We start from the raw sequence: 21746 nt of genomic DNA, 5'->3' as shown, positions 1-21746 counted from the left end.
TATGTTTCGAGTGTAAAAAGAGAAACGGCGAAAGTCCACAGACTGTGGTTCAATGCGAGGTGTTCAGGCGAATTCCGGCAAGGAACGGAAACGTCTCATATTCCATTTGTCCCAGGTTCAACGCTCTCGGCGGGTTGCCGTCGTGATAGATAAAGACGTGAAAGCAAGCGTTAGCGCCGTATTCGATCAAGGCGTCGAGCTTACCGTCGCGTTCCATTTCGGCGAGTTTGGCCATTACGAAGTTCTGCTCGTCGACGGGCATGTGCTTACGGGCAAGGTCGAATGCGCAGCCCGATGTGTGCGGCGGCAGCGAACCTTCGCCGCGAACCTTGAATGAGTTGGCGTTGTTCGAGTTGAGCAATATCTGATAATCCATCGACCGCGTAAGCGACGTCACGCGGAGCGGCCGCCGAAAACGTAGAAAGTAGGCATCGGCGAGTTCCTTCAATATGGGTTTCGCTCGCGGCTGAAACATTCGCAAGAGCCGCCGGCGCATCTGTTTTCGGTCGCCCGCGTTGTTCAGATCGTATTTCTGACCGGCAAAATTGTCGGCGATGCGCTTGAGAACATCAAACTTCGGATGGCCCGGAACAATGTCGGCCACGCCCGACTGAAAGCTGAACGACGAAAAGACCTTGTCTTGAGCCGAGCCGCCGACATCGAGGTAAAAACTCTCGGTAGCCATCGGCATCTCGAGCAGATCGCCGCTCAAGCGTTTTTCGGCAAGGTCGGCAAAATCCATCGGCTGTCGATAACCGCTGCTGTTCATCTGCGCAAGCTTTTGCTTTTGCTTTATCACACCGTCGCCAAAGAGTTCCTTCGGAACGTTCAGGCCGGCCGGCCTGATCCCTCCTTCTCCCGGCCTTGGTTCGAAAGCAAGCCTTTGTCGTTCAGCAAGGAATGTCGCAGAAACGTTCAGGTCGAAGTCCTTATCTTCGACGGCTGCACCGGAAATGTCGGCAACGTCGCCGGCCTTTAATTCTTCTTCGGCGACCTCCCATGAGGCTATCAGGTCATCAAGGTCGTCTTCGTCCTCGCCGCCCAGTGGATCGATGACACGGATCGGGATCATCGCTGCAGCGGTCATTTGCGGCAAGTTGCGGTTATTCGCACCCGTGCCGGGTGATGAGTCCATTTGCGATACGACCACGAAGGCGATCCCGCCAAACAGCAGAATGACGACCGTCATGATCGCAGCCGCAATTACGACCATCGGAATGCCCTCGGATCCGGACGCCGGCTGCGGTGCATTCGACGGCGTTGCGGACGGAACCGACGGAGTCTGGCGAACCGCCGGCCGAGCCGCGATCGGTTCGGGCCCGCTCGTCTGAGGGCTCTGCCGCGAACCCTCGTCGGTTTCGACGCGTATCGTCGTGCTGCTGCCGATCGTTAGCGAATCACCGTCGCGGAGCAGACGCGGCTTGCCCGAAACGCGTTCGCCATTAACGAATGTGCCGTTGGTCGAGTTCTCATCGGCAACCCACAATTCGCCTTCGTCAATAAAGAACGTCGTATTGACGCGCGAAAGGCCCGAATCATCAAGTACGATATCGGCCGCATCGGCCCGACCGATCGAGATCTCGTCTCGAACGTCGACGGTTCGGGAATCGTAATTGCTCTTGATCTGTAGTTTGAAGTTCACGTCCCTAGTGGTGATGCTCCTCGTCGGCGACCTCTTTCAACTTCGAGAGATCCAAAAGCCTCGAAAATTCGTCGAAATGAAACATCGTCTCGTCCTTGCAGTGTTCGCAAAAGAACGTCACGTCTTCACCGAGGTACATGTCTTTCAGATGATATGCGATGAAGCAGCCGTAACAGCGCTGGATGCGCTTTCCAAATTCGTGCAGCACCTCGGCTGTTTGCTCTGATTCCATAGTATCGGTCGATATTTTACCACAAAGATCAAAGCGGCCGGCTTGCCAATCGAGATGCGATATGCAATTAATGTTCTTAAAGATGAACTTTAGCCAGTTCCATTCATCGCTTCTTCACCATCATCATCACGGCAACAACAGCGCGTGATATGAATCTCGTTTTCTAACTCATACGAAAGACAGTTTTCATTAGATCGGCGCGAACTTGAAAGAGTTTCAAGGGCGTCGTGTTGCCATTTTTAGCTTTATGAAATTGAAGATCGCACTCCAGAAACAAGGAAAGCTCGCTGACGGTTCGGTCTCGCTCCTCCGTAAATGCGGCATTGGCTTTTCCAACGGCCAGGGAAAACTCCGAGCCGAGGCCGAGGACTTTCCCCTCGAACTCTTCTTTCTCCGCGACGACGATATCCCCGACTATGTCGCGGACGGCGTTGCCGATATCGGCATCTGCGGCGAGAACATTCTTGCAGAACATCCAAAGAACGTCGATGTCGTAGAGCGGCTCGGGTTTGGACGGTGCCGATTATCGCTTGCCTTGCCGAAAGCGGTCGATTACTCGGGCATCGAGTCGATGAACGGGCTGCGTATCGCGACCAGCTACCCTGAAACCCTCGGCGCCTATCTTAAAGCCCATAAGATCGAGGCCGAGATCCATCAGATCAGCGGGTCGGTCGAGATCGCACCTTCGATCGGTCTTGCCGACGCCGTTTGTGACCTTGTCAGTTCGGGCAGCACGCTTTTTTCGAACGGCCTTCGCGAGGTCGAGGTCGTCATGCGTTCTGAGGCGGTCCTGATCGCACGGCGCGGACTTAGCGGTGAACCAGCCGAACTTCTCGAGCAGATCCGATTTCGGATACGGAGCGCTCTTGCCGCGACCCAGAACAAGTACATTCTGCTGAACGCACCGGCCGAAAAGGTCGATCGGATCGCGGCGATGTTGCCCGGCATCAAGAGCCCGACCGTCATGCCGCTGGCCGAGCCGGGCTGGGTTTCGCTACATTCGGTGATCAGCGAACAAGATTTTTGGGAAGTCGTCGGCAATCTGAAGCAGGCCGGTGCCGAGGGTATCCTGGTGCTTTCGATCGATCAGATGATCAGGTAAGAACTATGCAGATCATAGAATTTCCGGAACGAAATGCGTGGGCCGATCTCCTTCGGCGTCCGTCTCTCGATACAAAGATGCTCGAAGAGACGGTGGCGAGCATCATCGGCGACGTCCGCCAGAACGGCGACGATGCTCTGCGCCGTTTCTCGCGACAGTTCGACCGTCACTCGATAGATGAATTTGAGGTGACCGAACACGAGTTTGCAGAAGCCGAAACGGCGATATCCGCCGAGCTCAGATCGGCCATCGCGACCGCCATCGAGAATATTGGTCGGTTCCATGCGGTGACCGAGAGCGATCCCGAGCCGATTGAAACGATGCGGGGCGTTTTGTGCTGGCGGCGGATCCTGCCTATCGAGAAGGTCGGGTTATATGTCCCGGCCGGCAGCGCTCCGCTATTCTCTACCGTTCTAATGCTCGCGATACCGGCAAAGCTGGCCGGCTGTAACGAAGTGATAATGTGCTCGCCGCCAAACGAAAACGGCAAGGTCGAACCAGCCACCCTCTATGCCGCGAGGGTCTGCGGCGTCGACCGTGTATACAAGATCGGCGGAGCGCAGGCAATAGCGGCAATGGCATATGGTACCGAGACGGTCCCGAGTGTCTACAAGATATTTGGGCCCGGAAATCAGTTCGTCACCGAAGCGAAGCTGCAGGTCATGCGGTCCGGCGTCGCGATCGATATGCCTGCCGGCCCGTCGGAGGTTGCCGTACTTGTCGATTCGACCTGCAAGCCCGAGTTTGCTGCGGCCGATCTTCTGTCGCAAGCCGAACATGGCCCCGACAGCCAAGTGATGCTCGTATCGACGGACCGCGGCGTTATCAGATCCGTCATCGCTGAGGTGGAAAGCCAGATCGTCAGGCTTCCGAGAAAGGACACGGCAATGGCGGCGATCGCAAACTCGAAGGCGATCCTGGTCGAATCGATCGATGCGGCCGTCGAACTTCTGAATGAATATGCCGCGGAACATCTCATCATTGCAACGGACGATGCCGGCGCGGTCGCCGATCGGATCACGAACGCCGGTTCGGTCTTCATCGGGAATTTTTCGTGCGAAGCAGCCGGCGATTACGCCTCTGGGACGAACCACACGCTTCCGACGGGCGGTGCCGCAAGGTCCTATAGCGGCGTCACGGTCTCAAGTTTCAAAAAGTCGATCACCTATCAAAAGCTGAGCGAAGAAGGCATCCGTAACCTCGCTCCGACGATCGAGACAATGGCATCTGCCGAGGGCCTCGAGGCGCATGCCCGGGCCGCTTCGGTTCGTGTCGCAGCATCCGGAGGGCAGAATGATGTTTGACCTCAACAGCTTGGTCCGCCCGAACGTCCGTCGGATGCGCCCATATTCATCCGCTCGATCAGAGTTTGCAGGTGAGGCCGAGGTATTTCTCGACGCGAATGAGAACGCCTATGGATCGCCCGCGGGCGGCGGATGGAATCGCTATCCCGACCCTCGTCAGTCGGACCTTAAAAACAAGATCTCAGCGATGCGCGGTGTTGCTGCGGACCAGATATTCATCGGGAACGGAAGCGACGAGGCGATCGATCTGCTGTTCAGGATCTTTTGCGAGCCGGGAGTCGACGAATGTATCATCTGTCCTCCGACCTACGGCATGTATCAGGTGTCTGCGGATCTCAACGACGTTGCGGTCCGGGAAGTAGGCCTGACCGGGAGTTTTCAGCTCGATACCGGCTCGATACTTGCCGCGGCCAACGAGCGGTCAAAGCTCATTTTCATCTGCTCGCCAAACAATCCGACCGGCAACCTCATGCGTCGTGACGACGTGCTGCAAATCGCCCGCGCCTTTAGCGGCATTGTCGTAATTGACGAGGCTTACATCGATTTCGCAAACGAACCATCGATGATCGCCGAGCTCGGCCGGCTGCCGAACATCGTCGTCCTTCAGACATTCTCAAAGGCGTGGGGTATGGCCGGGCTCCGTGTGGGGATGGCATTTTCGAACCGGGAGGTGATCGGCCTCTTCGATCGGGTAAAGCCGCCGTATAACGTTAGCGGCATCGCCCAGTCGGAGGTCGCAGATTCGCTTTCACTCACGCAGAGGGTTGAATCGTCGATCGCGAACATCATCAATGAACGACGCCGGATGGCCCGATCATTGTCTTCGCTCGATTGCGTCAACGAGGTGTTTCCTTCCGATGCCAATTTTCTCTTGGTAAGAACGACCGATGCCGCCGCGATCTACTCGCACCTTGTCGAGCAGAAGATAGTCGTTCGCGACCGCAGCCGCGTCACTCAGTGCGAGGGCTGCCTGAGGATCACCATCGGAACGCCGGCCGAGAACGACCGTCTCCTTTCGGCTTTGGCCGTTTATCCGACTTTGCAGCGGCCGGAGGACGAACTTCTGCCGATCTTATCAGGAGGCATATGAAACGTGTTTTATTCATCGATCGCGACGGAACGCTGATTCGCGAGCCGCACGACTTTCAGGTCGATGTGCTCGATAAACTCAGGTTCATTCCCGGAGCGATCAGTGCGTTGAGCCGCATCGCAAATGAGACCGACTTTGTTCTAGTAATGGTCACGAACCAGGACGGCATGGGCACAGAGAGCTTTCCCGAATCCGCATTTTGGCCCGCACAGAACTTTCTGCTCGAAACGCTCGCAGGTGAAGGCATCGTTTTTGCCGACGTATTTGTCGATCGGACCCTTCCCCACGAAAATGCTCCGACCCGCAAGCCCGGGACCGACATGCTGACCAAATATCTCGACGGCAGCTTTGACCTTGCAAATTCCTACGTCATCGGCGACCGGCCCACCGACGTCGAACTTGCAGAGAATCTCGGCGCAAAGGCCATATTTATCAGGAACCCCAACTTTGACCTGAAGGGCCGAAGCGAGGGCGTTTTCAGCGTCGACAGCTGGGTTGAAATATACGATCTCCTGAAAGCTCCGGCTCGCCGGGCCATTCAGACCAGATCTACGATGGAAACGAGCGTGACGGTCGGGATCGACCTCGACGGGACCGGCCGGTCGCAGATCGCTACCGGGATCGCCTTTTTCGATCACATGCTAGAACAGATCGCCAAACACGGCCGTATCGATCTCGATATCACCGCAAATGGCGATCTCCATGTTGACGAGCATCACACCATCGAGGACGTCGCGATCACACTCGGCGAGGCCTTCGCAAAGGCCCTTGGCGACAAACGCGGTATCGAACGCTACGGATTTTGTCTCCCGATGGACGATTGTCTCGCCCAGGTCGCCATTGATTTCGGCGGCCGGAGCTGGACCGAATGGAACGCCGAATTCAAACGCGAGAAGATCGGCGAGATGCCGACCGAGATGTTCTTTCATTTCTTCAAATCATTCTCTGACGGCGCTCGCTGTAATTTGAATATCCGGGCCGAAGGTACTATCGAACACCACAAGATCGAATCGATCTTCAAGGCGTTCGCAAAAGCGATACGAATGGCGGTCCGTCGTGAAGGAACGTCGTTGCCGACAACGAAAGGGGTCTTGTGAGGGTCGCGATCGTCAAATACAACGCCGGCAATACGGCATCCGTTGCAAACTCGCTCCGCCGTCTCGGGGCCGAGCCGATCATTACGGACGATGCCGAAATGTTGGCCTCGGCCGATCGGGTCATCTTTCCGGGCGTCGGCGAGGCGTCGACCGCGATGAACTATCTGCAGGAACATGGCCTGGACAACGTTATCCGGTCTCTTGGCCAGCCGGTACTCGGCATCTGTCTCGGGATGCAGTTGTTGTGTGAAAGCTCGGATGAAAATGAGACATCGTGCCTCGGCATTCTGCCCTTGCGAGTCCGCCGGTTTCCGAAGAACGGCCTGAAGGTCCCGCACGTCGGCTGGAACTCGATCACCGATCTGCGCGGACCGCTTTTCCGCGCTGTCGAACCGAATACTTATCTCTATTTTGTACACGGCTTTTACGTCGAGCAAAACCCATGGGCCACGGCGAGCTGCGACTACGGCATAGGCTTTTGTGCCGGGCTGACCTATGCGAATTTCCACGCCGTGCAGTTTCATCCCGAGAAGTCCGGATCAGCCGGAGAGCTGATCCTGGACAACTTTTTAAGCTTATGATCCAGATAATACCGGCGATCGATCTTATCGGCGGCAGATGTGTTCGCTTGACCGAGGGTGATTTCGGTTCGGTCAGGGCCTACGACCAGAGCCCGGTCGAAACCGCCAGACGCTTCGAGGACGCGGGCCTTGAGCGCCTTCATATTGTCGATCTCGATGGTGCGCGGTCGGGCCGCCCGGTCAATCTTCAGGTTCTAAGGGAAATTTCTGCGGGAACCGGCCTCACGATCGATTTCGGCGGAGGTATAAAGACTGACGACGACATCGCTGCGGTCTTTGATGCCGGAGCCTCGATCGCGAGTATCGGCAGCGTTGCAGTTCGGTCGGCCGAGAGCCTTGACCGATGGATCGGCCAATACGGTGCCGACCGGATATTGCTCGGGGCGGATGTACGCGACGGAAATGTGTCGATCGACGGTTGGCAGACCCGAACAGATCTGGCCGTTGTCCCGTTTCTCGAAAAGTGGATGGAGAAAGGGATCGATCGGGCGTTCGTTACCGATATCTCAAAAGATGGCGGGCTCGCCGGCACCGGGATCGGGATCTACCGCGAGATAGTCGCGGCGCTTCCCGGACTCGAACTTATCGCGAGCGGCGGCGTCGCCTCGATGGCAGACATCTTCGAACTCGACGAGACAGGCTGCAGCGGTGTAATAGTCGGCAAGGCTCTCTACGAAGGCCGAATCAGCCTCGAGGAATTAACGGCATATGTTGGCTAAACGGATCATCCCGTGTCTCGACGTTCGTGATAACCGAACGGTAAAAGGGACCAATTTTGTCGGCCTCCGCGACGCAGGCGACCCCGTCGAACTTGCGGGCATCTACAGCCGCAGCGGAGCGGACGAGCTTGTGTTCCTGGACATAACCGCGACGAACGAGAAACGCAAGACGCTCGTCGACCTCGTTCGCCGCCTCGGCTCAGAGATCAATATCCCGTTCACGGTCGGTGGCGGGATATCGGACGTTGGGGATATCGGTGCCCTGCTCGACGCCGGTGCCGACAAGATCTCGATAAACACCGCCGCGGTTCGCGATCCGCAGCTGATCGCCGAGGCAGCCCGTCATTTTGGGTCGCAGTGTGTCGTCCTCGCGATCGACGCTAAGGCGACCCCGGCCGGTTGGCGTGTTTTTTTGAATGGAGGCCGGGAAGCGACCGAGATCGACCCCGTAGAGTTTGCAATGAAAGGCGCGGAACTCGGCGCCGGCGAGATCCTCCTTACATCAATGAACGCCGATGGAACGAAGTCAGGTTTTGAGACCGCTTTGACGCGTGAGGTCTCAACAAAGGTAGCGGTCCCGGTGATCGCATCCGGCGGGGCAGGAAAGATGGATGATTTTGCCGACGTTCTCATCAGCGGACGTGCCGATGCGGCCCTTGCGGCGAGCGTTTTTCACTTTGGCGAGATCGGCGTACCAGAACTCAAATCGTTCCTGCGTATGCGTGGGATCGAGGTTAGAATATGAAACTCGAATTTGGAAAATACAGGGACGGGCTTGTGCCTGCCATCGTTCAGGACCCGATCTCGGGAAACGTGTTGATGCTCGGCTTTATGAACGAAGAGGCCGTTGAGAGAACGATCGAGACCCGCCGGGTGACCTTCTTTTCGCGTTCGCGTAATCGGCTTTGGACCAAAGGCGAGACCAGCGGGAATTTTCTCGAACTCGAATCGCTTCACTCTGATTGCGACAATGACACGCTCCTGATAAAGGCACGGCCTTTGGGTCCGGTCTGCCATACGGGACAAGGGACGTGCTTTGGCGAGACGGGTGACGAGCGGGCCGGATCGCTCGGTTTCCTCAAGACTCTCGCGGACGTGATAGCAAACCGTCGTCTCAGCGCCGACCCTGATTCATACGTTGCCGCATTGTTCGGAAAGGGCCTGAATGCCGTCGCTCAAAAGGTCGGCGAGGAGGCTGTCGAGCTTGTCATCGCCGCAAAGGACGAAGACCTCGAGGCGTTCAGGTCAGAGGCTGCCGACCTTTTGTTCCATTATCTTTTGTTGCTCGATGAGAAAGGTGTGACGCTCGATGAGGTCATTGGCGTACTTGCCGCCCGGCAAAAACGATCATTTAACGACGCCGCGCTTTGAGGTCTCGATGAAATTCACAAGTAGATCGACCTCAGGGCAATCGGTGATCTCCTGCCGAATGCGTTCCAAGGCCTGTGTGGTATTCAGTTTTGCGGTCAGGAGCAAATGGTAGGCGTGATTCAGTTTCTCGATCGTTGAACGCGGATATCCCCGCCGCTTCATCCCTACGCGGTTCAGCCCGTAGCACTTTGCATGGTTGCCCTGAATGGTCGCAAAAGGCGGGGCGTCCTTGACGACGACCGAATAACCCCCGACGAACGCCTCAAGCCCGATACGGCAAAATTGGTGAACGCCGGAATAAGCCCCGACATTTGCACGGTCGGCGATCTCGACATGGCCGGCGAGTGTCGCAGCGTTTGCCATGATCACCTCGTTCCCTATCTGGCAGTCGTGTGCAACATGGGCCTGCGCCATAAAGAGATTATCGTCCCCGATCTGCGTCAATCCGCCGCCGCCCGCAGTTCCGCGATGGATCGTCACGAATTCGCGAATATGGTTTCGTTTACCTATCGATGTTGCGGTCGGTTCGCCTCCATATTTCAGGTCCTGTGGAGCCAATCCGATCGACACGAACGGAAAGATATGGGTTTCATCGCCGACGGTGGTCTTGCCGTCGATCACGACGTGAGAATCGAGCCTGACACCGTCGCCAAGCGAGACCTCGGCCCCAACTGTCGAAAAAGGGCCAATGTAGCAGCCGGTTCCGAGGACGGCCCCGTCAGCGACTATCGCGGTATCGTGAATGAAGGTCGACATCAATGTTGGCCCGATACTTCGGTGACTTGAGCGTCTGCGGATACATCGCCGTCCGATCCGGCGACAGCCGCATACTTTTCATTTACGCTCCTGAATATCAGCCAAGTGAACAAAGCCGCGGCCGGAAATGCCAGGAACAATCCGGCGACCGCTCCGCCAAATACGGCGCAAAGCAAGCCAAAGACCCCGTACTTTCGATTGTGCAGTTTGAGGCCTGCCAGCAGCGGGAAAAAGCCGAACAGGAGCCCGAGCAAAATATTGAACGCGATCAGGTATGACCCGAGCTCCTCGTAACTGAGACGAATATCCTGCATGTACATTCTCCTTTTACTTGCGGTCGGCGATCACGCTTACTATCACAGCTTCGGCCGTTACATTGCCATCGACGGTCGCGACACCGCGCATCTTTTGCACTTTCGAGCCGATACGGAGTGCGGTCACCTCGAGGATCAGAGTGTCGCCGGGAACGACGGGCCTGCGAAACTTTGCGTCTTCGATGCCGCTAAAGAACGGGATCTTCGATTCGCGATCGTCCATCTCACGCAAAGCGAGTATGGCTCCGACCTGCGCGAGTGCTTCGATCTGCAGGACGCCTGGCATGACCGGAGCTTCGGGAAAGTGTCCGGCAAAGAACGGTTCGTTGATCGTCACTTGCTTGACGCCGACGATGCGTACGCGCGGCTCGAGTTCGATGATCTTGTCAACCAGAAGAAACGGATGGCGGTGAGGAAGTATCGCCTGTATCGCGATCGAATCGTAAATTGTCATCGTCAGAGCCTAAAAATCATAAAAGTCAGAGGCCAGTAGAAGTAAACCTCAACTGACCACTGACTATACTAAAAACCTGTTGATGTCGAAACTAGCGAGGTGCGGCTGCGGTAGCTGCGCCTGCCGGCCGGGCATTGTAGAAAGTAATGAATTCCTTTGTGATGTCGGCCGCCGGATCGAGCATCAAGATCGCTCCTGCCTGTGCGAGCTTGTCGATGTCGAATACAACGACATAACCCTTCTGCTTGGCAAATTCGCCGATCGCCTTACCGATATCCTGGTTGATCGGCCCAAGGACCTCGCCGCTGCGTTTCTCGATGAACGCATCGTATTCTTTCTTTTTGAATTCGAATTCGCGTTGAAGTCGGGCTCCTTCGTCCTGTTTTGACCGGACGGCATTCTGATCGACAGGGATATTTGCAGGCTGTCCGCTGAGTTTTCTCAGCTCTTCGGCGATCGTGTTGACGCGGGTCTGGATTCCGATCAGCTCCTGCTCTTTCGGCCTGGCTTCGTTACCGAGCGCGGTCATTGCATTCGTAAATCGCTTGATTCCTTCTTTTTCGTTGGCAAATGCACCGGTGTCGATCCAACCGATCTTAGCCGGTGCGGCCGTTGTCTGGGCCGAAGCCGAGAACGCGAACACCGCCGCAAGAACCAAACTGATGCCCAAGAAACTAAATCTTTTCATTATCTGTAAAACTCCTTAAAATTGCCTGCCAATACCTGAGATGTTATTTCGGTAACTACTTTGAAACCTTTTGCATTGAAAATGTTGCCTGTGGGTATTCTTCCAGGCAAAAGAACGACAATATTATTTCAATCCGCAATTCTTGTCAATTTTCATGCTGCCGCCGAAAGCGACCTTTAGAACGTCCTGCCTACCGTAAATCGGAAGCCGCTCCGCTGACCCGGAAGGAATATACCGGGAACTTCCTGTGTCACGCCGAACTTCCCGTTAGGGTTGTAATAATAGATCAAACGAAACGGAACATTGACGATCGGCACCTGAACCCTCAGTTCGAGGCCAACGGTCGACCTGTAGTCACTGATCTTATTGAAAGCACTGTCATCGACCCTCAAGAGCGAGTTCTGCTGGGCTTCGCCGCGGAGGTAAAGCTGCTGCACTTCGGGCGAAAGCGAGGTCGGGCAGCCGAACCTGTTGCCCCGGCAAAACTCGTTGATAAAGTCGGTCTTCGTCATCACGCGGCCGCGGTAATAGAGGATGCTGCCGAAACTGCTTTCAAGGACCGGAGTATTTATCAGCCCCAGGGCGGTTATCCGGCCCGCCCCGAGAAAAGTGTCATCAGGCAGAAATTCGCTGTCGATCCTTTGTGTCCCGGTCTTCCTGATGTTGAAAACGCTGCCGATATCGGCAAATGCGGCGAGCGTTGCAGGCCCAAAGAGCGGGATGCGGTATTCAAAGTTCCCAAGCAACTGTGTATCGCCGCCGATAAACCGGAAATTTCGGGTGAAAAGTGCGGGATTGGCTCCGTCAGGGCCGGTAAGCAATCCTATCGAGGCGAGTTGGCCCGGTATCTGCGATCCCGGCGGAAAGCCTGTGATCGGAACGGGGGTTCCAAAACTATTCGTCGCCACCTGGATGTTGCGGGTCGTGACATATGTGTCGAACGGGGCTATCGGCCCGATCGCTCGCGAGTTGTAGCCGCGAATGTCATTCTCGCTTCCGAGATAATAACGCTCATAGACCGGTACGCCGCCGATGAACGCGATCGAGTTGGCATTTCGGATCGTATCGGTCGTTGCAAATGCGCCGATGGTTCCTGCCTGTATCCTGAAAGCAAACACCTCAGGGTTCTTAGATTTCTTTCTACGGACCGGGATGAACTTCGAATAAGAAACGTTCGGCTGATATGTTCGGACGTCGCCGCCGAGCCCGGCCAATGCGAACGAAAGGCTAAGCTGCGATCCGCTCAGGGTGTCGATGCCGTTTGCTGCCGGCTGCCGCGTATCATATACGAATGAGCCGGTCACGCGGCTGGTGATGATGCCCGGCTGACGATAGATGACCGGGATCCGTTCCGCCGGATCGGCTGATTCGTTGATCTCGGGATCTTCTATCGAAGTGGTCGAAAACTGATAGGTCAGCCCGACACGTGAAAACTGGGTGAACCTTCGCTTTTTGAAGAACAGCTCGGAAAGCGGTGCGGTCGCAAACACGGTTGCACCATACGTGCTCTGGGTGAAGAGGTTGCTTTCGTCGGTCTGGACCTGGCCGAGCGGATCGAACAGGTCATTGAGAATGTCCTGGTTTTGCGTCAGAAACGTGCCTTCGCCAAAAAACTTGTACCGCGAGGCAAAGAGCGAAAACCCGACCGAGATCGGACGGTTTCGAAAGTAAGGTTCCTGATATGTGAACTGAAGGCTCTGCTGACGGTTGCCGGCGCCAACGTTGAAGGACAATATTTCGCCGCGGCCGGCCAGGTTGTTCGTTGAATATTCGAGGCCGAAAAACGAACCGCCGACGCCCGAAATGCCGCCGTTGAACGAGATCTGCTGCCTTCCTTTTTCCTTGATCTTGACGATCAGGTCAACGTCGCCCTGTTCCTCGTCTGTCCTTATCTCAACGTCCTGATCCTTATCGATCGGGTCGAAATACTGCGTTTGGTTTAGCCGGGCGATCGATATTTCGAGGTAATTCTGATTGTAAATATCGCCTTCGTTGATCAGAAATTCACGCCGCATCACCCGATCGCGGGTGAAAGTGTTGCCGGTAAATTCCAGCCGCCGAAGCGAAAACTGCTTGCCTTCCTCGATAGTGATCGTGATGTCGACGATCCCTTCGGCAGCGTTCGTCGGATTGTCTTTGAAGTTGGGTTCGAATTCGGCGTTGTAATTGACAAAGCCCTGCCCGCCGTAGACCTTTTTCAGATCTTCGTAAACTGCGTCCTGAAGACGTTTGCCGTCTGCGATCTCGCCCGACCTCAAGCCGATGTAGCTCAGGATCTGCTGTTCGGAGAAGATCGAGTTTCCTTCGACCTTGAGCTCACCGACACGGAAAATTCGCCCTTCAGTTACCGGAACGACGATCCTTAGCGTATCGTCCTTTGTCGAAATGATCGGGATCGGGAGAACGATGAACGGGAGAAAGCTCGTTCGCTTTACGCCAAGGCCTTCGACCACGGGCTCGCCGATCCGGGCCTGAAAATAGCCCTTCGAGAACATGTAAGAACGCACGTTCTTTTGCAGGTCATACTGCAGCTTGCGCATGTCGAGTATGTCCTGGCCCTTGAACCGCGATATCAACCCGGTTTCTTTGACAAGCTGCAATGCCGTTCGAAGTTCGCCGTCCTTGAATTTCTCGTTACCCTCGAAAACGATGTCGATTATCCTCGAGCGGTTTCCCTGTTCGACCTCGAATGTAAGCGCGATCGAGGTCGCCGAAACCTCTTCTTCTTTGATATTTACCTTTGCGTTCGGATAACCTTTCGAGGCGAGAAGTTCGCGAAGGATGCGGGTGGCGGATCGAGCTTTGACCGGGTCGTATATCGCTTCCTTCGAAATACCCGCCCGCTGCTCGCGAAACGCCTTGAGCACGTCCGACTCGGTGACGGCCTTCATTCCCGTGAAAACAAGATCGCGAATGATCGGCCATTCGCGGACCTCAAAGATCACGTTGACACCGCCGCGGACGCCGGGGGTCGTCAGCACACGGGTCGCTGTCTTGTCGAAAAAGTTCAGAGAGAGGAGCTCGCGGAGGTCGCGTTCGAGAGCTACAGGGTCATAAACGTCGCCGGGCCGGGACTTGATGTAATAGATAAGGTCGTCGTCACGCAATCGGCGATTGCCCTGGATATCCACGCTTTCGATGACCTGTTGTCGAGCTGCGACTGTTTCTGGGAGAGGGTTCGCATTCTTGATTGTGTCCGAATTCGCAAGGACCGGAGACGCCATAATGGCAAGACTCAAAAAAACAAGTCCGAATGCGCTGAATTTTTGCATACAAAAAAAAGTTCCTAATAACAGCGATATGGTAAGCCCTGAAAGCTCAAAAAGCCGCCTTTTCCCTAATATAGAACGCCGGAATAATGACAAAGGGGGCGGCTTTTCAATGACGTATGTTTTACGTCGAGTTTGATTCGACGAATCAACCTCAGGTTGCCTTTCAGACTTTGCCCGACAAAGCTCTAAATTATACAGGTAAACCGCTAAAATCCGAAAAGCGAGAATACGTTGGCCCGCAATCTGAGTCAAATCGGGTGCAGGAAGCGAATATCGGTTTTCCTTGACTTGCCGGGGCCTTTCGCGTAAAACTTTATCAGTTTCACGCAAAGTTACGTCCTTTAATTCCAGCTTTTGCCCGGCTTCCGGCGTTTCGGGTCCTCATTCCGAGCCCGCTCCGGCAAGTTCGTCAACACACCTAAATCAGGAGGTCAGGTCGGCTCGATGGCATCGAACTTGGTTTCAATCACGCGGCGCGGTTTTGGCGAGACAACGCGTCGTGACCGATGGTGGCTGCAGTCGCTGGCAACATTTCTCGGCTTTTCGGCGTTCATTGTCTATTCGACGTGGGCCGCGTTCCAGGGTGAGCATTACACCTACGGGCCGTACCTTTCGCCGATGTATTCGCCGCTGATCTGGGAGGCCGCAGGACAGCCGATCTCGACACACTCCTGGTTTGGGGCGTGGCCTGCATGGATGCCGAACATTATCCTGCCGCTTACGCCCGCCTTCCTGATCCTGTGGGCGCCAGGCGGATTTAGGTTTACGTGCTATTACTATCGCGGTGCGTACTACAAGGCATTTTGGGCCGATCCGCCCGCCTGTGCGGTCGGCGAACCGCGGCACGAATATCGCGGCGAGAAGAAGTTTCCGCTGATCTTCCAGAATATCCATCGATACTTCCTGTACGTTGCGATCGTCTTCATCGGAATTCTCGCTTACGACGCCGTCGCCGCAACACAATTCTCCGACGGCTTCGGCATTGGGGTAGGAACGCTGGTGCTGACGATGAACGTCATCCTGCTCGGCGGATACACATTCGGCTGTCATAGCTTGCGGCATCTGGTCGGCGGCGGATGCGATGTGCTTTCCGACAAGCCCGTACGGCAAGGATTGTGGAATTGGGTCAGCAAGCTGAACCGCCGGCATATGCTCTTTGCGTGGATGTCTCTGTTCTGGGTCGGCTTCTCGGACTTCTACGTGCGGATGGTGTCGATGGGATATTGGACGGACTTTCGACTGTTCTAACGATGAGCTATGACATTGACTTCATAAGAAGTAACCAACTTTCCGCTGAAAACGTTGACAAGTATCTCGAATCGGAAGCATCTGACACGGATCCGCACTTCATTTCGAAAGAGCTGATGAATGAGATCAAAGTCGAGCTTGCAAAGAGGGGGTTTAATTTTGAAAGTTTTGAAGGAAAAGAGGAGGATTACCTAGAACTGAATTTTGAAACCTATCAGATTTGTATGTTCAACTCGCAAATAGCTATCTCGCTTCCGTACTGGGACGTGAACAGTTCAAATGCAATAACCGATGAGGTTGGAATAATTTCGGACGTATTAATTGGGAAAGGGTTCACCGGATATGATCCGCAAACCGGCGAATTATTTCGCGGAAAAGGAGAATCGATTTCAACCGATTTTGATCGCTTAAACAAGCAGGTTAACGAGCATTTCTCAGCAGGGATTACTACTGGAAAGAGAAGCGAGGGCTGGCGACTTATTAAGTTGGGCGTCTTTTTTGTTATAGCCGTCATTTTGATAAGAGTCATCGCGTCTCTCGTTAGCAAATTCTTTTAATGTCAGATTACATAACATACGAACACGACGTCCTAGTCATCGGTGCCGGTGGCGCGGGGCTGCGGGCGGCTATCGAGGCGAGTGCGGCCGGCGTCAGCGTCGGGACGATCGTTCTGTCGCTGAACGCGATCCTGCTTGCGGGCTATACATTCGGCTGTCATAGCTTGCGGCATCTCGTCGGCGGCGGATGCGATGTGCTCTGGGACAAGCCAGTACGTCGCGGATTGTGGAATTGGGTCAGCAAGCTGAACCGAAATCATATGCTCTTCGCGTGGATGAGCTTGTTCTGGGTGGGTTTCTCAGATTTCTACGTGCGGATGTGTTCGATGGGTGTCTTTACGGATTACAGAATTTTTTGACCGCCGAGACGCGGGAGACGCCGAGGTTATGAGAGTAGTTTTCTCAGCGTTGCTAGTAATCTGTGCCGCTTCATTAAGTACGTTCGCCTGCACGTGCGTGGTTGACCCCTTGCCTAAGAGGTTTAGAAAAGCGACCGCAATATTTGTGGGCTCTCTGGCAGATGAAGATCATTATGAATCGCCCCAGAATGTCCAGAATTACAAAGATGGTCTTCTGGTTCTGTTTGTTGAGCAGTCGTTCAAAGGAGTTCGCAAAGAATTCGTCGCCGTTGATATTGATATGACGGACTTCAGCGGATCATGTCCTTCACTAACACGTCTTAAAGAAGATGCGGACTACCTGATTTTTGCATATGGGAAGGAACTCAAAATTCGGGCGGAATGTCCCGACTCAAGGGAGCTAAAGGCCGGATATAGTGATGTGATCAAGCAGATCAGCAAGCTTGATAGTTTCTGGTTTCGAACGAAGGCTAGGCTCTGGCCGTTTTAATCTCTCGGCGGTGAACTTATTTAATGACGGATTACACAACATTCGAACACGACGTTCTAGTTATCGGTGCCGGTGGAGCTGGATTGCGGGCGGCGATCGAGGCGAGCGCGGCCGGCGTCAGCGTCGGGCTGATATGCAAATCGCTGCTTGGCAAGGCTCACACGGTGATGGCCGAGGGCGGGATGGCCGCGGCGATGGGCAACGTCGACGACCGCGACAATTGGAAGGTTCATTTTTCCGATACGATGCGCGGCGGCCAGTATGTCAATAACTGGCGTATGGCCGAGCTTCACGCCAAGGAAGCACCGGACCGCGTACGCGAACTCGAGGCCTGGGGAGCCGTGTTCGACCGGACAAAGGACGGCAAGATCCTTCAGCGAAACTTCGGCGGGCATCGGTATCCGCGTCTTGCGCACGTTGGCGACCGCACCGGACTCGAACTCATCCGCACGCTGCAGGATCACGGCATCCATCAGGGCATTGATGTTCACATGGAAGTGACGGTGATCTCGCTGCTCAAAGACGGCGACCGCGTTGTCGGCTGCTTTGCGTATGAACGCGAGCACGGGCGTTTTCGCGTTTTCAAAGCCAAAGCCGTAATTCTTGCGACCGGCGGCGTCGGCCGCGCTTACAAGATCACTTCGAACTCTTGGGAAGGAACCGGCGACGGCCATGCACTCGCTTATCACGCGGGAGCCGAGCTGATCGATATGGAGTTCATCCAGTTTCACCCGACCGGCATGGTCTGGCCGCCGTCAGTCCGCGGCATTCTCGTGACCGAAGGCGTCCGCGGCGAGGGCGGCATCCTCAAGAACAACCTCGGCGAGCGGTTCATGTTCAACGACATCCCGGCAAACTATAAGGATCAGACCGCCGATAACGAGGAAGAAGGCTGGCGATACGTCACCGGGGACAAGAACGCACGCCGTCCGCCTGAGCTGTTGACCCGCGACCATGTCGCGCGATGTATCAACCGCGAAGTAAAGGCGGGCCGCGGTTCGCCGCACGGCGGTGTTTTCCTCGATATCGCCTGGATCAAAGAAAAGATCCAGAACGCGCCCGAACACATCAAACGCAAGCTGCCGTCGATGTACCATCAGTTCATGCAGCTCGCGAATCTCGACATCACGACGACGCCGATGGAGGTCGGCCCGACGACCCATTACATCATGGGCGGCATCCGCGTCGATGCCGATACGCAGGCCTCGACCTTGCCTGGCCTGTTCGCTGCCGGCGAGTGTGCATCCGGCATCAACGGTGCAAATAGGCTTGGAGGCAACTCGCTCTCCGACCTGATCGTCTTTGGCAAACGGGCCGGCGAATATGCCGCGCAATTTGCAAAGGAGAACGGCCACGGCTCGATGGACGTCGCCCAGATCGAAGCCGAAGCAAAACGCGCACTTGAGCCCTTCGAGCGTGACGGCGGCGAGAACCCTTTTGCGATACAGCACGACCTGCAGGAGATGATGCAGGATCTGGTCGGCATCGTCCGGCAAGAGATCGAGATGCTCGAGGCATTGGATGGCCTTGAAAAACTGAATTTCCGGGCCGCAAACACCTTCGTCCCCGGAAATATCGATTTCAATCCCGGCTGGCATACGGCGCTTGACCTCAGAAACCTGCTCACCGTTTCAGAAGCGATAACCCTATCTGCGATCGAACGCAAAGAGAGCCGCGGCGGACAGTTTCGCGACGATTACCCGGAAAAGGATCCGGAATTTGGCAAGGTCAATATCGCGGTAAGGCAGGTTGACGGCAAAATGCAGGTCTCGCGGATACCGATCCCGGAAATGCCTGTAGAGTTGAAACAAGTTATAGAGGAAATGGGGTAATGAGAACAGCAGTTTTGACGGTATTTGTTATTTTGTCTTGTGGGATTGTAGATGCATCGAGCCAGGCAACCAGAAGTGCAGCTCAAGCACCCACAAATGATCAAAAAACTGAACTCGATTTGTTCCAAGAGCGCCTCGGCACTGTAATCGTAAAGGGTTTTACAAAGATTGGCTCTATGTCTGGGCTCGGAGGCACAGTCGAGGTAACCGCATTCGAGTTCGTTGACGCATCAAATCGAAATAAAGTACTGGGTGTTGCTGTTGAAGTCACGGATAATGAGCGTTATTCAACCACCCGACGAAGCTTTATCGAACTTAAAGAAATTGATGGGTTGATCAAAGGGCTGGAGTATGTCGCAAAGGCGGACAAATCAGTGACTCAACTTGCGAATTTCGAAGCCAAATTCAAAACGAAAGGTGACTTCGAGATTACAACTTTCAACGATTCGAGTAATCGTCTCAAGGTTGCACTTTCGGCTGGATCTATAGGCGCCAAATCTGTTTTCCTTCCGATTGAGCAACTCGTCGAGTTTCGGCAGCTAATTGAAAAGGCCAAAGCAACATTAGACGCGATACCCAAATGACAACCGCAACATTCAGCATTCGACGCGGCGGCCGCGAGAGCGGTGAGATGATCGACTATCAGACCGATGTGAGCGAGGGCATGGTCGTGCTCGATGCCGTGCATCAGATCCAGGCCGAATCTGCACCCGATCTCGCCTGCCGTTGGAACTGCAAGGCCGGCAAGTGCGGGTCGTGTTCGGCCGAGATCAACGGCATGCCAAAGCTGATGTGCATGACGCGGCTCGACACGATCGATCTGACGCAGCCGGTGACGATCGAGCCGATGCGGGCCTTTCCAGCGATCAAAGATCTGATCTCCGACGTTTCGTGGAACTACGAAGTAAAAAAACGGATAAAGAAATTCAAGCCTCGTCCGCCCGACGCCGAAGACGGCACCTGGCGAATGCAGCAGGACGACATCGACCGCGTTCAGGAATTTCGAAAGTGCATCGAGTGTTATTTGTGTCAGGACGTCTGCCACGTTCTGCGCGACCACGGCAAGCACCAGGAGTTCATCGGGCCGCGGTTCCTTGTCTATACTGCGGCGCTCGAGATGCATCCGCTCGACACCGAGGATCGGACCGAAGATCTTAAGGATATGTTCGGCATCGGATATTGCAACATCACGAAATGCTGCACCAAGGTATGCCCCGAACACATCACGATCACCGACAATGCGATCATCCCGCTCAAAGAGCGAGTGGTCGATGAGCACTACGATCCGCTCAAGAAATTGGTCAGGCTTTTCAGAAAGAAATGAAGTATTCGCGAGAGCTTTGGCAGAAGAAACGCGATGCCGGTCTCAAAAGATATCTGTTCTTTGACGGCATTCTGATCTCCGGCGGTTCGTTTGCCGTTGTTATGCAGGTCGTCGGCTATTTCATTTTGCGTGACGAAGGACAGACGTTCGGACAGTATTTCGGTTCGTCACGAACGTGGACGACCTTCTTTTTTCATGCGACGCTTTTCGGGCTTGCTGTCGGATATCTTAACTGGCGGCGTAACGAAAAGACGTACGCCGGATCGGGATCTGCACCGCAGGCCAATGATTGACGCGAGGCAAAGCTTATGTTTGAACTAAAACCCCTTTCGCACGATGCTGTCGCTGCCGCTCTTGAGAAAGCGAACCGCTACCGATTGCTGAACGAACCCGGTGCCGCCGAAAGCATCTATCTCGACATACTCGCCGTCGATCCCGACAATCAGGAAGCGATCAAAAACATCGTTCTGGCAATGAGCGACCGCTTCGGAAAAGACTATGCCGTCGGCGATACCCACATCAACGATTATCTTGCAAAGCTGACCGATGAATATCAGAAGCTCTATTACACCGGCATCGTTTATGAACGCCGGGCGAAAGCCGTGTTGGCAAAAGGCGGCCTCGATGCCTACGAGTTGTTCTCTCGCGCAATGGACCACTTCGAAAAGGCCGAGGCAATAAGGCCTGCCGGAAACGACGATGCTATCCTTCGCTGGAACGGCTGCGCCCGCATCGTCAACCGCAACAAGCTCGAACCGCGTCAGGTCAGCGCCGGAGATTTTCTCGAATAAGATTTGCCGACCCGGTCGTGTGGTTGGTCGGGCGAAACCGTCTATGGTATCCTTTGGCGAATCAGAGAATTATCCCTCAGGCAATCTGAATTTAATATTACTTTTAGGAGTCGATCTATGGCAGGAAAATTTGAGATCAAGGCCGGCAAGAACGGCAAATTTCGGTTCAATCTTAAGGCATCTAACGGACAGATAATACTGAGCAGCGAAGCTTACGATTCGCGAAAGAGCGCCGAGGGCGGTATCGCTTCTGTGAAAAAGAACGCGACGACCGACGGACGCTTCGAACGCAAAACGGCGAAGGACGGATCGGTCTATTTTGTGCTGAAGGCTGCCAACGGCGAGCCCATCGGCAAAAGCGAAATGTACAAGACAAAACGCTCGATGGAGAATGGCATCGCTTCGGTCGGCAAGAATGCGCCCGACGCTCCGGTCGTCGACGCGAAATAGATTTCAAGACCGCTGACACGTTGCCCCGAGCCGGTTCGCTCGGGGCTTCGTTTTGCTTGCCGGGACTTTGCGT

At 54.9% G+C, this 21746-nt stretch carries 26 protein-coding genes; 19 read left to right on the top strand and 7 right to left on the bottom strand.

The window, feature by feature from the left end; all coding sequences use genetic code 11:
- Positions 1–49: 49 nt before the first annotated feature.
- Positions 50–1642 (bottom strand): FHA domain-containing protein, encoded by a 1593-nt coding sequence (locus tag IPM28_13075; protein MBK9173914.1) that lies wholly within the window; start codon positions 1640–1642, stop codon positions 50–52.
- Between the two features lie 4 nt (positions 1643–1646).
- Positions 1647–1874, bottom strand: coding sequence for a hypothetical protein (locus IPM28_13070; GenBank protein MBK9173913.1), 228 nt, complete (start codon positions 1872–1874; stop codon positions 1647–1649).
- 247 nt (positions 1875–2121) lie between these two features.
- On the opposite strand from IPM28_13070, the gene IPM28_13065 reads away from it, so the two are divergent.
- From IPM28_13065 to IPM28_13030, 8 genes are read left to right on the top strand one after another with little or no spacing between them, the layout of a single operon-like run.
- A complete protein-coding gene (locus IPM28_13065) occupies positions 2122–2976 on the top strand; it encodes an ATP phosphoribosyltransferase (GenBank protein MBK9173912.1) in 855 nt (284 codons plus the stop codon).
- A gap of 5 nt (positions 2977–2981) precedes the next feature.
- Positions 2982–4280, top strand: a complete 1299-nt coding sequence (gene hisD, locus IPM28_13060) for a histidinol dehydrogenase (protein ID MBK9173911.1) — start codon at positions 2982–2984, stop codon at positions 4278–4280.
- Positions 4270–5370, top strand: coding sequence for a histidinol-phosphate transaminase (gene hisC, locus IPM28_13055; GenBank protein ID MBK9173910.1), 1101 nt, complete (start codon positions 4270–4272; stop codon positions 5368–5370). Before hisD ends, hisC begins: the two co-directional genes overlap by 11 nt.
- Positions 5367–6467, top strand: coding sequence for a bifunctional histidinol-phosphatase/imidazoleglycerol-phosphate dehydratase HisB (hisB, locus tag IPM28_13050; protein ID MBK9173909.1), 1101 nt, complete (start codon positions 5367–5369; stop codon positions 6465–6467). The genes hisC and hisB overlap by 4 nt, the downstream gene beginning before the upstream one ends.
- Entirely contained in the window at positions 6464–7048 is a 585-nt protein-coding gene (gene hisH / locus IPM28_13045) for an imidazole glycerol phosphate synthase subunit HisH (protein ID MBK9173908.1), read from the top strand. The genes hisB and hisH overlap by 4 nt, the downstream gene beginning before the upstream one ends.
- Positions 7045–7767: a 1-(5-phosphoribosyl)-5-[(5-phosphoribosylamino)methylideneamino] imidazole-4-carboxamide isomerase gene (locus IPM28_13040; protein ID MBK9173907.1), complete on the top strand. Its 723-nt coding sequence runs from the start codon at positions 7045–7047 to the stop codon at positions 7765–7767. Before hisH ends, IPM28_13040 begins: the two co-directional genes overlap by 4 nt.
- Positions 7757–8512 (top strand): imidazole glycerol phosphate synthase subunit HisF, encoded by a 756-nt coding sequence (hisF, locus tag IPM28_13035; GenBank protein ID MBK9173906.1) that lies wholly within the window; start codon positions 7757–7759, stop codon positions 8510–8512. Before IPM28_13040 ends, hisF begins: the two co-directional genes overlap by 11 nt.
- On the top strand, positions 8509–9138 hold the full coding sequence (locus IPM28_13030; GenBank protein ID MBK9173905.1) for a bifunctional phosphoribosyl-AMP cyclohydrolase/phosphoribosyl-ATP diphosphatase HisIE: 630 nt from the start codon (positions 8509–8511) through the stop codon (positions 9136–9138). The genes hisF and IPM28_13030 overlap by 4 nt, the downstream gene beginning before the upstream one ends.
- On the opposite strand, the gene lpxA is transcribed toward IPM28_13030, so the two are convergent.
- The 5 genes from lpxA to bamA all read right to left on the bottom strand — a co-directional run bounded on the left by lpxA (position 9115) and on the right by bamA (position 14574).
- Entirely contained in the window at positions 9115–9894 is a 780-nt protein-coding gene (lpxA, locus tag IPM28_13025; GenBank protein MBK9173904.1) for an acyl-ACP--UDP-N-acetylglucosamine O-acyltransferase, read from the bottom strand. The two genes, IPM28_13030 and lpxA, sit on opposite strands and share 24 nt — an antisense overlap.
- A complete protein-coding gene (locus tag IPM28_13020; protein ID MBK9173903.1) occupies positions 9894–10208 on the bottom strand; it encodes a hypothetical protein in 315 nt (104 codons plus the stop codon). Before IPM28_13020 ends, lpxA begins: the two co-directional genes overlap by 1 nt.
- Before the next feature lie 13 nt (positions 10209–10221).
- Positions 10222–10662, bottom strand: coding sequence for a 3-hydroxyacyl-ACP dehydratase FabZ (fabZ, locus tag IPM28_13015; protein MBK9173902.1), 441 nt, complete (start codon positions 10660–10662; stop codon positions 10222–10224).
- A 91-nt stretch (positions 10663–10753) separates the two neighbouring features.
- The gene (locus tag IPM28_13010) at positions 10754–11350 is read right to left on the bottom strand and encodes an OmpH family outer membrane protein (protein ID MBK9173901.1); all 597 of its coding nucleotides are present in this window, start codon (positions 11348–11350) and stop codon (positions 10754–10756) included.
- Between the two features lie 176 nt (positions 11351–11526).
- Positions 11527–14574 (bottom strand): outer membrane protein assembly factor BamA, encoded by a 3048-nt coding sequence (gene bamA / locus IPM28_13005; GenBank protein ID MBK9173900.1) that lies wholly within the window; start codon positions 14572–14574, stop codon positions 11527–11529.
- Position 14575: 1 nt separating this feature from the next.
- On the opposite strand from bamA, the gene IPM28_13000 reads away from it, so the two are divergent.
- The 11 genes from IPM28_13000 to IPM28_12950 all read left to right on the top strand — a co-directional run bounded on the left by IPM28_13000 (position 14576) and on the right by IPM28_12950 (position 21673).
- The gene (locus tag IPM28_13000) at positions 14576–14758 is read left to right on the top strand and encodes a hypothetical protein (GenBank protein MBK9173899.1); all 183 of its coding nucleotides are present in this window, start codon (positions 14576–14578) and stop codon (positions 14756–14758) included.
- A gap of 308 nt (positions 14759–15066) precedes the next feature.
- Complete coding sequence (locus IPM28_12995; GenBank protein ID MBK9173898.1) at positions 15067–15870, top strand: succinate dehydrogenase; 804 nt, start codon at positions 15067–15069, stop codon at positions 15868–15870.
- Positions 15871–15872: 2 nt separating this feature from the next.
- Positions 15873–16427: a hypothetical protein gene (locus tag IPM28_12990; protein MBK9173897.1), complete on the top strand. Its 555-nt coding sequence runs from the start codon at positions 15873–15875 to the stop codon at positions 16425–16427.
- Positions 16427–16786, top strand: coding sequence for an FAD-binding protein (locus IPM28_12985; protein MBK9173896.1), 360 nt, complete (start codon positions 16427–16429; stop codon positions 16784–16786). The genes IPM28_12990 and IPM28_12985 overlap by 1 nt, the downstream gene beginning before the upstream one ends.
- 28 nt (positions 16787–16814) lie before the next feature.
- Positions 16815–17276, top strand: a complete 462-nt coding sequence (locus IPM28_12980) for a hypothetical protein (protein ID MBK9173895.1) — start codon at positions 16815–16817, stop codon at positions 17274–17276.
- 23 nt (positions 17277–17299) lie between these two features.
- Complete coding sequence (locus IPM28_12975; protein ID MBK9173894.1) at positions 17300–19108, top strand: fumarate reductase/succinate dehydrogenase flavoprotein subunit; 1809 nt, start codon at positions 17300–17302, stop codon at positions 19106–19108.
- The gene (locus tag IPM28_12970; protein ID MBK9173893.1) at positions 19108–19692 is read left to right on the top strand and encodes a hypothetical protein; all 585 of its coding nucleotides are present in this window, start codon (positions 19108–19110) and stop codon (positions 19690–19692) included. Before IPM28_12975 ends, IPM28_12970 begins: the two co-directional genes overlap by 1 nt.
- Positions 19689–20432: a succinate dehydrogenase/fumarate reductase iron-sulfur subunit gene (locus IPM28_12965; GenBank protein ID MBK9173892.1), complete on the top strand. Its 744-nt coding sequence runs from the start codon at positions 19689–19691 to the stop codon at positions 20430–20432. The genes IPM28_12970 and IPM28_12965 overlap by 4 nt, the downstream gene beginning before the upstream one ends.
- Positions 20429–20725 (top strand): hypothetical protein, encoded by a 297-nt coding sequence (locus IPM28_12960; protein ID MBK9173891.1) that lies wholly within the window; start codon positions 20429–20431, stop codon positions 20723–20725. Before IPM28_12965 ends, IPM28_12960 begins: the two co-directional genes overlap by 4 nt.
- A 15-nt stretch (positions 20726–20740) precedes the next feature.
- On the top strand, positions 20741–21223 hold the full coding sequence (locus tag IPM28_12955; protein ID MBK9173890.1) for a hypothetical protein: 483 nt from the start codon (positions 20741–20743) through the stop codon (positions 21221–21223).
- A gap of 117 nt (positions 21224–21340) precedes the next feature.
- Positions 21341–21673 (top strand): YegP family protein, encoded by a 333-nt coding sequence (locus IPM28_12950; protein ID MBK9173889.1) that lies wholly within the window; start codon positions 21341–21343, stop codon positions 21671–21673.
- Positions 21674–21746: the final 73 nt, after the last annotated feature.

The sequence above is a fragment of the Chloracidobacterium sp. genome (assembly GCA_016716305.1).
Lineage (GTDB): Bacteria > Acidobacteriota > Blastocatellia > Pyrinomonadales > Pyrinomonadaceae > OLB17.
This window is presented reverse-complemented; position numbering and strand designations above follow the sequence as displayed.

Bases quoted from the DNA above. Each gene is read 5' to 3' on its own strand.
- hisD (MBK9173911.1), top strand. From the start codon at position 2,982: ATGCAGATCATAGAATTTCCGGAACGAAATGCGTGGGCCGATCTCCTT.
- IPM28_12985 (MBK9173896.1), top strand. From the start codon at position 16,427: ATGTCAGATTACATAACATACGAACACGACGTCCTAGTCATCGGTGCC.
- IPM28_12980 (MBK9173895.1), top strand. From the start codon at position 16,815: ATGAGAGTAGTTTTCTCAGCGTTGCTAGTAATCTGTGCCGCTTCATTA.
- IPM28_13010 (MBK9173901.1), bottom strand. From the start codon at position 11,350: ATGAAAAGATTTAGTTTCTTGGGCATCAGTTTGGTTCTTGCGGCGGTG.
- IPM28_12990 (MBK9173897.1), top strand. From the start codon at position 15,873: ATGAGCTATGACATTGACTTCATAAGAAGTAACCAACTTTCCGCTGAA.
- IPM28_12995 (MBK9173898.1), top strand. From the start codon at position 15,067: ATGGCATCGAACTTGGTTTCAATCACGCGGCGCGGTTTTGGCGAGACA.
- IPM28_13020 (MBK9173903.1), bottom strand. From the start codon at position 10,208: ATGCAGGATATTCGTCTCAGTTACGAGGAGCTCGGGTCATACCTGATC.
- IPM28_13000 (MBK9173899.1), top strand. From the start codon at position 14,576: ATGGCAAGACTCAAAAAAACAAGTCCGAATGCGCTGAATTTTTGCATA.
- bamA (MBK9173900.1), bottom strand. From the start codon at position 14,574: ATGGCGTCTCCGGTCCTTGCGAATTCGGACACAATCAAGAATGCGAAC.
- IPM28_12955 (MBK9173890.1), top strand. From the start codon at position 20,741: ATGTTTGAACTAAAACCCCTTTCGCACGATGCTGTCGCTGCCGCTCTT.
- fabZ (MBK9173902.1), bottom strand. From the start codon at position 10,662: ATGACAATTTACGATTCGATCGCGATACAGGCGATACTTCCTCACCGC.
- IPM28_12950 (MBK9173889.1), top strand. From the start codon at position 21,341: ATGGCAGGAAAATTTGAGATCAAGGCCGGCAAGAACGGCAAATTTCGG.
- lpxA (MBK9173904.1), bottom strand. From the start codon at position 9,894: ATGTCGACCTTCATTCACGATACCGCGATAGTCGCTGACGGGGCCGTC.
- IPM28_13070 (MBK9173913.1), bottom strand. From the start codon at position 1,874: ATGGAATCAGAGCAAACAGCCGAGGTGCTGCACGAATTTGGAAAGCGC.
- IPM28_12975 (MBK9173894.1), top strand. From the start codon at position 17,300: ATGACGGATTACACAACATTCGAACACGACGTTCTAGTTATCGGTGCC.
- IPM28_13030 (MBK9173905.1), top strand. From the start codon at position 8,509: ATGAAACTCGAATTTGGAAAATACAGGGACGGGCTTGTGCCTGCCATC.
- IPM28_12965 (MBK9173892.1), top strand. From the start codon at position 19,689: ATGACAACCGCAACATTCAGCATTCGACGCGGCGGCCGCGAGAGCGGT.
- hisF (MBK9173906.1), top strand. From the start codon at position 7,757: ATGTTGGCTAAACGGATCATCCCGTGTCTCGACGTTCGTGATAACCGA.
- IPM28_13040 (MBK9173907.1), top strand. From the start codon at position 7,045: ATGATCCAGATAATACCGGCGATCGATCTTATCGGCGGCAGATGTGTT.
- IPM28_13065 (MBK9173912.1), top strand. From the start codon at position 2,122: ATGAAATTGAAGATCGCACTCCAGAAACAAGGAAAGCTCGCTGACGGT.
- hisB (MBK9173909.1), top strand. From the start codon at position 5,367: ATGAAACGTGTTTTATTCATCGATCGCGACGGAACGCTGATTCGCGAG.
- IPM28_12960 (MBK9173891.1), top strand. From the start codon at position 20,429: ATGAAGTATTCGCGAGAGCTTTGGCAGAAGAAACGCGATGCCGGTCTC.
- hisC (MBK9173910.1), top strand. From the start codon at position 4,270: ATGATGTTTGACCTCAACAGCTTGGTCCGCCCGAACGTCCGTCGGATG.
- IPM28_12970 (MBK9173893.1), top strand. From the start codon at position 19,108: ATGAGAACAGCAGTTTTGACGGTATTTGTTATTTTGTCTTGTGGGATT.